Genomic DNA, 12,586 nt, shown 5'->3' on the forward strand with positions numbered 1-12,586 from the left:
GAAAGCGCGTCCAATAGGAGCGCGCTTCGTTCAGGCAAGACTCAGATGCGTGGGCCGGTGTAATTCGCGGTCCATTCGCGCTGGCCTTCCAGGGCCGATTTCAACCGGGTGATCTGCTCCCGGACGCGCTCCGGAGCCGTACCGCCCCAGCCACTGCGCGCAGCGATGGCTGCTTCCAGGGTCAGGCTGTCACGCACATCCGCCGTCAGGCGCGAATCGATATCCGCCAGGGTGGCGGGACTGGCTTCCCACAGCTCGATGTCTTGCTCCTCACAGGCACGTACCAGGGCACCGGTGATCTCGTGGGCTTCCTTGAACGGCACGCCGCGTACGGCCAGCCAATCGGCGACTTCGGTCGCCAGGGTGAAGCCGAGCGGTGCCTGGCGGCGCAGTTCGTCGGTGCGAACCTGCATGGTGCGAACCATGCCAGCCATGGCGGGAAGGACCAGACCCAGGGTTTCGAGGGTGTCCAGGACTTCGTTCTTGTCTTCGGCAAGATCGCGGTTGTAGGACAGCGGCAGGGATTTCAGCGTGGACAGCAGCCCGGTCAGGTTGCCGATCAGACGGCCAGCCTTGCCTCGCGACAGCTCGGCAATATCGGGGTTCTTCTTCTGCGGCATGATCGAGCTGCCGGTGGCATAGGCGTCATCCAGATCGACCCAGCGGAACTGCCGCGAGGACCACAGGCAGAACTCTTCCGACAGTCGAGAGATATTGATACCCAGCATGGCGGTCACGAACAGGAACTCAGCGACATGGTCCCGGCTGGCCACCGCATCGATGGAGTTTTCGCAGGGGGCGGTGAATCCCATCTCAACGGCGGATTGCTGGGGTTGGCGCGCGATGGCCGAGCCGGCCATGGCCGCAGCACCCAAGGGCGACAGTCCAGTGCGCGCATCCCAGTCCACCAGGCGTTGTATGTCGCGCAGCATGGCTTGCGAATGGGCCAGCAATTGGTGGGCGAAAGTGATGGGTTGGGCCTGCTGGAGGTGGGTAAAGCCGGGGCAGATGGTTTCGACATGCTGCTCGGCCTGTTCCACCAGTGCGTCCTGCAGGTCCAGGACCTGTACGGCCAATTTGCGGGCATGGTCGCGCAGGAACAGACGCAGGTCATTGGAAGCCTGGTCATTTCGAGAACGGCCGGCACGGAGCTTGCCACCCAGAGTGCCCAGGCGTTCGGTCAGCACGCGCTCGAGGAAGGTATGCACGTCCTCGTCGTCCAGCGTAGGGCTGATGCGGCCGGCGCGGAAATCTTCATCGATGCTGTTGATCGCTTCCAGCATGCGCTGGGTTTCAGCCTCGTCCAGCAGCCCGGCCCGTTGCAGCTCACGGGCATGTGCCCGGGAACCGGCGAGGTCGTACGGAGCCAGTTGGAAGTAGCGTTCGGGGCAGCGCGACAGGGCCGCCAGGGCTGCGGACGGGCCACTCTTGAAACGGGCTCCCCAAAGGCGATCGGTGGGTTGAGTCATTATTGTTTTTCCTCGCATTTCTCGATTTAGAACGGGTGTGCCCAAATACTTCGAAGTGTCTTTCAGCGCCCGCGTGAGGGCCTGAAAGTCACTGGCGAAAACTTGTCTTTGGGCAGAATGGGAGTGAGGCGGAGTTCCTGTCCTTGTGGACGGGATAAAACCTATAGAATTCAACCGATTGCGGCTGAAGTCGCGGATCTGAAGCGTGTTGCAATGAGCCGTTGTATGTGTTCATGATGATTGGGCCGGCTGATTTCTTGTTGTGGAACCTAGCCTGTTGCATGCCGATCACGAGGTAAATAATCATCATGGAAACCTCACTTTCCACATCCGGAAACCTGCCTGGAAAGACAAGAATCAGAGCGCCGATGGCGCTAAGCGGCCAGGACTTCAAACTGCTGAAAGTTTTCAAGGCAGTTGTGGAGGCAGGTGGTTTCAGTGCGGCGCAAAACGAGTTGAATGTCGGCCTGGCGGCCATTAGCAAGCAGATTTCTGACCTTGAAATCCGCATTGGAATGCGCCTTTGCAGCCGAGGTCGTGAGGGTTTTAGCCTGACCGACGAGGGGCAAGTGGTCTATCAGGCATCCATTGAACTCTTTAACTCGGTTGAGAGTTTTCGAGACAGGATAAGTTGTGCGCAGAATGAGTTGATAGGCGATCTTAGTATCGGTGCTATCGACAATACACTATCCGATCCAAATTCCTTGCTAATATCTGCACTCCAACTTATCAATGATGAAGCTCCCAGGGTAAGAATACGTCTGAGTGTTTCTCAGTTGGATGAGGTTGAGCGGGGAGTTGTCGAGGGCAGGTTCGTGGCGGGCATCGTTCCGGTCTATCAGAAGCGAGAAGAGTTTGATTACTTTGAGATGTATCAGGAACAGTCGAATTTGTATTGCGGTGCCGGGCATGAATTGTTTGACAAGTCAGATGAAGAGATCGATACGGAGAACTTGAAGGACTTTAACTTCATCAATCACCGCTATGCGATCCACTCTGCCAAAAGAGCGTTTTTCGACTCCGAAAAAATCAGCACTTCAGCCATGCAGGTCGAAGCTGTCGCCATATTGATTCTCACGGGGAGATTCATCGGTTTTCTGCCCTGTCAGTATGCGGCTCAACTGGTCAAGGACGGGCGCTTGAGGGCAATTTGCCCAGAGGCTGTCAACCTCCAGACACCCTTCAGCCTGATTTTGCGTCACAACACGCCGCGAAGCCCTCTGATCAAGGCATTTGCTGATGCCATGAAGATAGATCTCAAGCGTGCACCCTGAAGGCCAGGCATTGATGTCAATGAGCTATGTTCGGCAAGGTTGCTGAGCGTCGGAGAGACAAAATTTCGTTGTTGCTCGGCTGCTTCAGGAGTGCGTGGCTGAGTGACGTCTCCCCATCCCGATGGTCGCTTCCCGTATTGCCCGAAGATTACGAGTTGCTTTCCCTTGGTGGGTATACGGTGTGCCAGTTGTTAGTTGCATCCCCTTTCTTAAAGCAATCCCCCTCGAAAACTTGGGGGCAGCCAGCAGTTTTAACTGCGCTGCAGTAAAAATGGGGTTGAGCTACAGGTTATGGTGCGGCGGTTACGAATGCTTTCGAGGCCGCTCCAGGCCGCTCTCCGCCAGTCATAGCGCCACGCTTTACTCAAACTGGGTGCAAACACCAGCCCCGGCAGTTCCAACTGCACATTCTGTGATGACGGCCCAAAAGCTACTAACCCGGCAACGCCAAACAGGAACTTGAAGTCCACCCGTCAACGAGCTCACTCACTCCCATAGCGCATCACCGACAACAACCGGATCGGCACCTGCATGTGGTAGAGCGGGTCGTATTGGCCGATCCCGGCGATGAGCGCCACGTCCGCCGCTTCAGTTCCTGCGCCTCTGGCTGGGTGTACGTCCTGCCTCATCACTCTGTAGGTCATTGTCCGGTATTTTAATACCGATTCATCGTATCAACCCTGCGCTAACCGGAATCATATTGCTGGAAGCTAAGAGGAGAACTACATTACTCAGCATCATAGTTCCGATTAGCTTGCGCACAACATGCCAGGACATCTCACGATCCAGACCTACGTTGAAGGCCATTGGCGCGATGCCATGGTGCTTTCTGTCTCCGACCCCGAGAAGGGTCAGGAGTCGCCGTGCAGTGTGTCCTACGAGCAGCCCTACTTGCTCGATTTCATCGCGCAGATGGAAACGCTATTCGAGCCAGCCATCAGCGTTAACCTTCCGCTGAACTGGAACCATGTCGATAGCCGGGGGTATCCCCCATTTGTCTACGACATTGTTCCGGCTGGTGCCGCCCGCAAGTCGCTGATGCGTCGATTCGGTGGCGAAAAGCCCGATGGAATGGACATGGATTTTTTCCTCCTGGGGCGCTGCACACCGTCACCTATCGGGCACTTGCGTGTGAAGGAGTCTTTCGAACATATCGACCAGTCGCGCGTGGAGGACTTCCCGCGGCAGGAGGTTGTAGACAGAACGAACGACTTCCTCGAGTACGCCTATGAGTCCGGCGCTGCTCTGGGCGGTGCTACGGGCGCGCAGGGAGAGGCGCCGAAGGTGATTATGGTTGAGGGCGTGGATGGGGCTCTTTATGCCGATGCCATGCTTCCTGACGAACGTGCACGCCGCCATTGGCTGGTGAAGTTTGCTCGCAACCAGGTCACGGAGCGCGACAAGAACATCCTGCGGGCCGAGTACCACTATTACAAAGCGATCTCGCAGCTCGGCTTGAACACGATATCCACGGATGGGCTTGTGCTTGAAGAAGCCGATAAGCCGAGCCTGTGGATGCCACGCTTTGATCGGCGAGTCGACAAGGGCGTGGTGGAAAGAATCCCGGTCGAGTCGATCTATTCGGTGTGTGAAAACACAGTGCCTGGTTCGCGGTTGAATCATGAAGACGTGCTCAGCCGCCTGATCTACCTGTGGCGCACGAATGGGCAGGGCGAAGAGCTTGAGGAACTGGTTTTCGAATACCTGCGGCGCGACCTGCTCAACCGTATCCTCGGGAACTCCGACAGCCATGGGCGCAACACGGCCATTTTCAGGCATCGGGGCAGATTCGAACTGGCGCCGATCTACGACCTCGCTCCGATGGTGCTCGACCCGGAAGGGGTCACTCGAGTGACCAAGTGGGTGCCTGAGCACATGGGAAATCCGGACTGGAGAGCGATCTGCGGTTACTTCGAGGACTTGGTTAGCCCGGACATTCTCTTGGAGCGCCTGCGGGGAACTGCTGAGCTGTTTCGAGCGTTGCCGGATCTGCTGGTTGAGCTTCCTGCGGAAATTAAAAGCGCCCAGTCCATCCCGCTGAATAATCTGGACAAGCGCTTGGCTGAATGGGGGCTTCGATGAAAGCGATCACCAACGAAGAGCGCAAGCGGCTCATTGACGACATCATGACGCGGCACGCGATGGGGGAAGAAACCCTGGGAACGGCCATTCGCCGACTGCGGCTTGAGGTGACCGGTCTCGACCAGGACACCTTCGCTGCCATGTGCACCCTGTCGACCAAGGCCCTGTACCAGATCGAGAAGGACAAGAGTAATCCGACCATCAACACCATCGACGGCATTCTGAGGAAGTTCGGGCTGCGCCTGGGGCTGGCCATGGCGGCCAGAACCACTTGCACGCCGCCGCTTGGGCAGCCACAACCTGTCTCTAAAAAGCCGGCTCGCGGCGCCAATCCTCAACGGAAGTACGCAGGTCAGCCCAGTAGAACTGCGACTCTCCGGGCTGCTGAAAAGGCCAGGATCAAGGAGGGTGACAAGGGCCCGACCGAATGAGTGGTGGTCTGTCCCGGAACTGGTAGTCAAGAGCTACTGATCGCCATATCGCCGCTCAAACTCCATCGGACTGAGTGTCCCAACCTGAAGCTCACCAACCCAGGAGCGGCAGCCCCAAACCCCAAGCCCGCTCCACGTCATGTTCACCCCGCGAGGGCCGGCGCTCACTCACTCCCGTAGTTCATCACCGACAACAACTTGATCGGCACCTTCAGCAGCTTCTCCGGCCCGTGGGGCACGTCGCCGTCGAAGGTCAGGCTGTCGCCGGCTTCCATGTGATAGAGCTGGTTGCCGTGGCGGTACACCAGTTCGCCCTCCAGCAGATGGAGGAATTCGGTGCCGGGGTGGGCGAAGGTGGGGAACTCCTCGCTGGCGTCATCCATGCTCACCATGTAGGCCTCGAAGTTCTTCTTCGGCCCACGGGTGTGGTTGAGCAGGTGGTAGGTGTGGCCCTTCTCGGTGCCGCGGCGCACCACTTCCATGCCTTCGCCGGACTTCACCAGAATGGCGTTGCCGTCGGGCTGGTCGTACTGGCTGAACAGCTTGGACATCGGCATGCCCAGCACGTCGCACAGGCGGCTCAGGGTATCCAGGCTGGTGGACACCTGGGCGTTCTCGATCTTGCTCAGCATGCCCTGACTGATCCCGGCGATACGCGCCACGTCCGCCAGCTTCAGTTCCTGCGCCTGGCGTTGGCGCTTGATCTGCATGCCCAGGTACTGCTCCAGGCGGAGGCGGGGAGGGGTTTCGGTGGTCATGGGCGGTGAGTCCTGCACGATTTCAGTTCAAGAAAATAACTTTCGCACTGAGAAAGTGCGAGTCCGAGCGTCCCGGCCCGGAAGGCGACAGGGGACTTTCCCACAGTGAAAAGGATTTTCCCATATAAACAGTAGCTCGGCGCAAAACCGAGTGCTTCCTCCCCTCCGCGTTTCAGATTGGCAAGCTGCTTGCATTCCTGATGGGAAACTAAGTTTCCTGTGTGGAATTCAATGAAAAAGCCCGACCGCTACCTGCTCATTCAGACGATCCGGACCCCGGTGGCAGTCGTGCGCCGCTCCCTCCTTGATCGCCTGCCCTCCACCGACCGCCTTGCCCTAATCCAGGAGTGAAGACTCATGTTGCCAACTGAAACGCAGCGCATCATCGACCAGCACGGCATCAAGTACGTGCTGGCCCAGTTCGTCGATATCCACGGCGCCGCGAAGACCAAATCCGTGCCGGTGACCGGCCTCAAGGCGGTGGCCGAGGATGGTGCCGGGTTCGCCGGCTTCGCCATCTGCGGCATGGGCATGGAGCCCCATGGGCCGGACTTCATGGCCCGCAGCGATCTCTCCACCCTGATCCCGGTGCCCTGGCAGCCGGGCTACGGCCGGGTGGTGTGCATCGGTCATGTGGAAGGCAAACCCTGGGCCTATGACACCCGCTATGTGCTGCAACAACAGGTCCAGCGTCTCTCCGACAAGGGCTGGACCCTGAACACCGGCCTGGAGCCGGAATTCAGCCTGTTCCGCCGTGGCGCTGACGGCAAGCTGCAACTGGTGGACGCCACCGACAACCTCGACAAGCCCTGCTACGACTACAAAGGCCTGTCGCGCTCCCGCAAATTCCTCGAGCGCCTGACCGAAGCCCTGCAACCGGTGGGCTTCGACATCTATCAGATCGACCACGAGGACGCGAACGGCCAGTTCGAGATCAACTACACCTACAGCGACGCCATGGAATCGGCGGACCGCTTCACCTTCTTCCGCATGGCCGCCGGCGAGATCGCCAACGACATGGGCATGATCTGCTCCTTCATGCCCAAGCCCGATCCGAAGCGCGCCGGCAACGGCATGCACTTCCACCTGTCGATCGCCAGCGCCAGCAACAAGAACCTCTTCCACGACCCGAACGATCCCAGCGGCATGGGTCTGTCGAAGCTGGCCTACCACTTCGCCGCCGGCCTGCTGGCCCACGGCCCGGCCCTGTGCGCCTTTGCTGCACCCACGGTCAACTCCTACAAGCGCCTGGTGGTGGGCCGCTCACTGTCCGGCGCCACCTGGGCGCCGGCCTTCATCGCCTTCGGTGCCAACAACCGCTCGGCCATGGTGCGAGTGCCCTACGGCCGCCTGGAGTTCCGTCTGCCGGACGCCGGCTGCAACCCCTACCTCGTCACCGCCGCGATCATCGCCGCTGGTCTCGACGGCATCGACCGCCAGCTGGAGCCGGACACCATCTGCAACGAGAACCTCTACAACCTGAGCCTGGAAGAGATCGCCGCGCGCGGCATCAAGACCTTGCCGCAGTCGCTCAAGGAAGCCACCGACGCCCTGGAAGCAGACCCGCTGTTCCGCGAGGTGCTCGGCCCCGAAATCGTCGACGAGTTCATCAAGCAGAAGCGCATGGAATGGGTGGAGTACAGCCGACACGTCTCCGACTGGGAGATCCAGCGCTACACCGAATTCTTCTGAAAACCCTTCGCCCATTTACCTGCCCCCGAGGAGACACGCCATGTGCGGAATCGTAGGTCTTTACCTGAAGAAGCCCGAGCTGGAAGGCCAGCTCGGCAAACTGTTCGAACCCATGCTCGAAGCCATGACCGACCGTGGTCCGGACAGCGCCGGCTTCGCCATCTACGGCGATGAAGTGGCCGACGGCTGGGTCAAGCTGACCCTGCAGGCCATCGAGGCCGACTACGGCTGGAAGCACCTGATGGGATCGTTGGAGGGCCGCCTCGGCTGCTCCCTGGACTGGTTCCAGAACGCCAGCGCCGCGGTGCTCAAGGTCAACTGCGACGAAGAGCGCGTGCGCGACGCCCTCGCTGACCTCGCTCCCGACGTGCGCATCATGAGCGCCGGACAGAGCATCGAAATCCTCAAGGGCATGGGCCTGCCGAAGGAAATTTCCGAGCGCTTCGGCCTTGCGAACATGAAGGGCAGCCACATCATCGGCCACACCCGCATGGCCACCGAAAGCGCGGTGACCATGGAAGGCAGCCACCCGTTCTCCACCGGCGCCGACCTTTGCCTGGTGCACAACGGCTCGCTGTCCAACCACTCGCGCCTGCGCCAGGAACTCAAGCGCCAGGGCATCACCTTCGAAACCGAGAACGACACCGAAGTCGCCGCCGGCTACCTGACCTGGCGCCTGCAACAGGGCGACAGCCTGAAAGAAGCGCTGGACCACTCCCTGGAAGACCTCGACGGCTTCTTCACCTTTGCCATCGGCACCCGCAACGGCTTCGCGGTGATCCGCGACCCGATTGCCTGCAAGCCGGCGATCCTCGCCGAAACCGACGACTACGTGGCCATGGCCTCCGAGTACCAGGCCCTGGCCAGCCTGCCGGGAATAGATAAAGCGAAAGTCTGGGAACCCGAACCCGCCACCATGTACATCTGGGAACGCGCCTGAGGAGCTGAACTATGAAAACCGTTGATCTTTCCACTGCCTCGGTGCGTGAACTGAACCAGACCCTGCACGGTGACGTGCAGGACCGCGAGTGGCTGGTGACCCATCCGGACGGCAAGCACAACCTGGCCGTGGGTGTGAATCAGGCCGTCAGCATCGATATCCAGGGCCATGCCGGCTACTACTGCGCGGGCATGAACCAGAAGGCCAGTGTCACCGTGCATGGCAACGTCGGCGTCGGCGTGGCGGAGAACATGATGTCCGGCTCGGTGCGAGTGAAGGGCAGTGCCTCCCAGGCCGCCGGTGCCACCGCCCATGGCGGGCTGCTGGTGATTGAGGGCGATGCCGGTGCGCGCTGCGGCATTTCCATGAAGGGCGTCGACATCGTGGTCGGCGGCAGCATCGGCCACATGAGCTGCTTCATGGCCCAGGCCGGGCGTCTAGTGGTGTGCGGCGATGCCGGCGACGCCTTGGGCGATTCGCTCTACGAAACCCGCATCTACGTGAAGGGCACGGTGAAGTCCCTGGGCTCGGACTGCATTGAGAAACAGATGCGCGCCGAGCACCTGGAAGAACTGCAGGAACTGCTCAACCGCGCCGGCTTCGACGAAGACCCGGCCAGCTTCAAGCGCTACGGCTCGGCTCGCCAGCTGTACAACTTCAAAGTCGACAACGCATCCGCGTACTGATCCAGCACCGCACGGTGCGCGTGGCGCACCCTACCGACGCCCTGTAGGGTGCGCTGTGCGCACCACTGCCCCCACGAGGAATTGCAAAATGAGCGAACAAAAAACTCCAGTGCTGCGCGAATCCGCCACCTTCGACCGTCTGACCATCCAGGAAATCCAGCGTGCCGCCGAAACCGGCATCTATGACATCCGTGGCGGCGGCACCAAGCGCAAGCTGCCGCACTTCGACGACCTGCTGCTGCTCGGCGCCTCCGTGTCGCGCTACCCGCTGGAAGGCTACCGCGAGAAATGCGGCACCGACGTCGTGCTCGGCACCCGCTTCGCCAAGAAACCGATCCACCTGAAAATCCCGGTGACCATCGCCGGCATGAGCTTCGGCGCGCTGTCCGCCAACGCCAAGGAAGCCCTCGGCCGTGGCGCCAGCATCGCCGGTACCAGCACCACTACCGGCGACGGCGGCATGACCCCGGAAGAGCGCGGCCAGTCGCAGCACCTGGTCTACCAGTACCTGCCGTCCCGCTACGGCATGAACCCCGACGACCTGCGCAAGGCCGATGCCATCGAGATCGTCCTCGGCCAGGGCGCCAAGCCGGGCGGCGGTGGCATGCTGCTGGGCATGAAAGTCACCGAGCGCGTCGCCGGCATGCGCACCCTGCCCATCGGCGTCGACCAGCGCAGCGCCTGCCGTCACCCCGACTGGACCGGCCCGGACGACCTGGCGATCAAGATCGCCGAGCTGCGTGAGATCACCGACTGGGAAAAACCCATCTACGTGAAGATCGGCGCCAGCCGTCCGTACTACGACGTCAAGCTGGCGGTGAAAGCCGGTGCCGACGTGATCGTCCTCGACGGCATGCAGGGTGGCACCGCCGCCACCCAGGAAGTGTTCATCGAACACGTAGGCATCCCGATCCTCCCGGCCATCCCGCAAGCCGTGCAGGCCCTGCAGGAGATGGGCATGCACCGCAAGGTGCAGCTGATCGTCTCCGGCGGCATTCGCAACGGTGCCGACGTGGCCAAGGCCATGGCCCTGGGTGCCGACGCCGTCGCTATCGGCACTGCCGCCCTGGTGGCGCTGGGCGACAACCACCCGCGCCTGGATGAGGAACTGAAGAAGATCGGTTCGGCCGCCGGCTACTACGACGACTGGCAGAACGGCCGCGACCCGGCCGGTATCACCACCCAGGACCCGGAGCTGTCCAAGCGCCTGGACCCGGTGGAGGCCGGCCGCCGCCTGGCCAACTACCTGCGCGTGCTGGTGCTGGAAGCCCAGACCATGGCGCGTGCCTGCGGCAAGTCCCACCTGCACAACCTCGACCCCGAGGACCTGGTGGCATTGACCGTGGAAGCCGCCGCCATGGCCCGCGTGCCCCTGGCTGGCACCAGCTGGATTCCGGGTCAGGGCTACTGATCCCGAAGGCAATGCATAAAGGCCGGCGAGCGATCGCCGGCCTTTTTCTTTTTTGTAGGTTGGGCCTCGCGTAGGGTGGAAGTCGCTTTTCACTTCCACCGGCGGTGTTTCCGGTGGGCACCGGTGGTGGGTCGATAAAGCGTGATCCACGGCCGCTACGCGGCTTTCGCGAATGAATTCGCTCTCACTGGACAGCGGGGCACCGTCCTGGTGAGCGCATTGCTTTATTGATTGGCAGGAAAATCAAATTCGCACCAAGAAAATGCGTTCTGACTTGCCATCGCTATCCCTTGCCTCTCCAGTCCGCGAAATAAAGCGTTTTCCATTCAACGACTTAGCGAAAAGGTAAGCGCGTGCTTTGGCCTTGGCAGGCCAATTGCTATGCCTATGGGGAAACAAAATTGCCCTGCAGGAAGAAAGGTGCTGGTCCGGCCTCGTCCTCCTGGGGCGCTCGAACGCCGGTTCGCCCCTCCGACAGCGGGCCGGCCGAATCCCCGTCGGTTGGAGGCTACAGGCAATGATCCGGTTTTCTCATGTGGGCCGCGGTATGTTGGGCCTTTCCCTTCTGTTGGGCAGTTTCGCCGCCAATGCGGAGGAAACAGCACCTGTGATCAATAGCGGCGACACCGCGTTCGTCGCGCTCTGCTCGCTGGTGGTGCTGCTGATGACACTGCCGGGCCTGGCGCTGTTCTACGGCGGCATGGCGCGGACCAAGAACGTGCTGTCGATCCTCATGCAGGTGTTCTGCACCGCCTCACTCATGTCGGTGCTGTTCGCCCTCTATGGCTACAGCCTGACCTTCACCGATGGCGGTTCGCTGCAGTCGGTGATCGGCGGCCTGGACAAGCTGTTCCTGGTCGGCGTCACCAAGGACACGGTGGTCGGCACCATTCCCGAGTACCTCTACTTCCTGTTCATGCTGCTGTTCGCCGCCATCACGCCTGCGATCATCGTCGGCGCCTTCGCCGAGCGCATGAAGTTCGCCGCGGTCATGGTGTTCATGGCGGTGTGGCTGACCATCAACTACATCCCCATGGCGCACATGGCCTGGGGCGGTGGCTGGGTGTTCAACCTGGGCGTGCAGGATTTTGCCGGCGGCAACGTGGTGCACCTGAACGTCGGTATCGCCTCCCTGGTGGGCGCCTGGCTGCTGGGACGCCGTCGCGGCTTCGGCACCCCGGCGATCGCTCCGCACAACATGACCATGACGCTCACCGGTGGCTCGCTGCTGTGGGTGGGCTGGCTGGGCTTCTGCGGCGGTTGCGCGCTGGCCGCCAACGGCTTCGCCATGCTGGTAATGGTCAACACCATGCTCGCCAGCTGCGCCGGTGCGCTGGGCTGGATGCTGGTGGAGTGGCAGCACCGTGGTCGTCCAAGCCTGTTCGGCGCGGTGTCTGGAGCCATCGCCGGCCTGGTGGCGATTACCCCGGCCTGCGGTTATGTCGGCCCCATGGGCGCCATCCTGCTGGGCCTGATCGCCGGCCCGGTGTGTGTCTGGTCGGTGGACAAGCTCAAGCCGATGATCGGCCTGGATGATGCCTTCGATGTGTTCGGCGTGCATGGCGTGGCCGGCATCCTCGGCGGCTTGCTGACCCCGGTGTTCGCCCTCACCGCCATCGGTGGCCAGGGCTTCCCCGAAGGCCGCGACCTGTTCGACCAGTTGCTGGTCAACGGTGGCGCGATCCTGTTCAGCATCGGCTTCTCGGCCGTGACCAGCCTGATCGCCTTCAAGGTGGCTTCCGCGCTGTGCAGCGGGCTACGGGTTGAGGAGGCGGCCGAGGTAGATGGGCTGGACCTCACCGCCCACGGCGAAGTCGGCTACAAGTACTCGAGCTGAGGATCG

At 61.3% G+C, this 12,586-nt stretch carries 10 protein-coding genes; 8 read left to right on the forward strand and 2 right to left on the reverse strand.

All coding sequences use genetic code 11. The features are described 5' to 3' along the window. Nucleotides 1–41: 41 nt before the first annotated feature. Complete coding sequence (argH, locus tag THL1_RS07410; protein WP_069082659.1) at nt 42–1,469, reverse strand: argininosuccinate lyase; 1,428 nt, start codon at nt 1,467–1,469, stop codon at nt 42–44. A 308-nt stretch (nt 1,470–1,777) separates the two neighbouring features. Here argH and THL1_RS07420 point away from each other — a divergent pair, with 308 nt between their 5' ends. The 3 genes from THL1_RS07420 (at nt 1,778) to THL1_RS07430 (ending at nt 5,256) form a co-directional block, all read left to right on the forward strand. Further along, on the forward strand, nt 1,778–2,743 hold the full coding sequence (locus THL1_RS07420; RefSeq protein ID WP_069082661.1) for a LysR family transcriptional regulator: 966 nt from the start codon (nt 1,778–1,780) through the stop codon (nt 2,741–2,743). Nucleotides 2,744–3,508: 765 nt separating this feature from the next. After that, on the forward strand, nt 3,509–4,825 hold the full coding sequence (locus THL1_RS07425) for a type II toxin-antitoxin system HipA family toxin (RefSeq protein ID WP_069082662.1): 1,317 nt from the start codon (nt 3,509–3,511) through the stop codon (nt 4,823–4,825). Further along, on the forward strand, nt 4,822–5,256 hold the full coding sequence (locus THL1_RS07430; RefSeq protein WP_145928270.1) for a helix-turn-helix domain-containing protein: 435 nt from the start codon (nt 4,822–4,824) through the stop codon (nt 5,254–5,256). The genes THL1_RS07425 and THL1_RS07430 overlap by 4 nt, the downstream gene beginning before the upstream one ends. A gap of 164 nt (nt 5,257–5,420) precedes the next feature. Here THL1_RS07430 and THL1_RS07435 read toward each other — a convergent pair whose 3' ends face one another. After that, entirely contained in the window at nt 5,421–6,014 is a 594-nt protein-coding gene (locus tag THL1_RS07435) for a helix-turn-helix domain-containing protein (protein ID WP_069082664.1), read from the reverse strand. 357 nt (nt 6,015–6,371) lie between these two features. On the opposite strand from THL1_RS07435, the gene glnT reads away from it, so the two are divergent. The 5 genes from glnT to THL1_RS07460 all read left to right on the forward strand — a co-directional run bounded on the left by glnT (nt 6,372) and on the right by THL1_RS07460 (nt 12,580). Further along, on the forward strand, nt 6,372–7,706 hold the full coding sequence (glnT, locus tag THL1_RS07440; protein ID WP_069082665.1) for a type III glutamate--ammonia ligase: 1,335 nt from the start codon (nt 6,372–6,374) through the stop codon (nt 7,704–7,706). A 40-nt stretch (nt 7,707–7,746) separates the two neighbouring features. Further along, nucleotides 7,747–8,646 carry a class II glutamine amidotransferase gene (locus tag THL1_RS07445; protein WP_069082666.1) on the forward strand — a complete coding sequence of 300 codons (900 nt, stop codon included), beginning with the start codon at nt 7,747–7,749 and terminating at the stop codon, nt 8,644–8,646. 11 nt (nt 8,647–8,657) lie between these two features. Beyond that, on the forward strand, nt 8,658–9,332 hold the full coding sequence (locus THL1_RS07450) for a protein glxC (RefSeq protein WP_069082667.1): 675 nt from the start codon (nt 8,658–8,660) through the stop codon (nt 9,330–9,332). Between the two features lie 88 nt (nt 9,333–9,420). Further along, a complete protein-coding gene (locus THL1_RS07455; protein ID WP_069082668.1) occupies nt 9,421–10,743 on the forward strand; it encodes an FMN-binding glutamate synthase family protein in 1,323 nt (440 codons plus the stop codon). Between the two features lie 517 nt (nt 10,744–11,260). Continuing rightward, entirely contained in the window at nt 11,261–12,580 is a 1,320-nt protein-coding gene (locus THL1_RS07460) for an ammonium transporter (protein WP_069082669.1), read from the forward strand. The last annotated feature ends 6 nt before the right edge of the window (nt 12,581–12,586 follow it).

It is taken from the genome of Pseudomonas sp. TCU-HL1, from assembly GCF_001708505.1.
Taxonomy (GTDB): Bacteria; Pseudomonadota; Gammaproteobacteria; order Pseudomonadales; family Pseudomonadaceae; genus Metapseudomonas.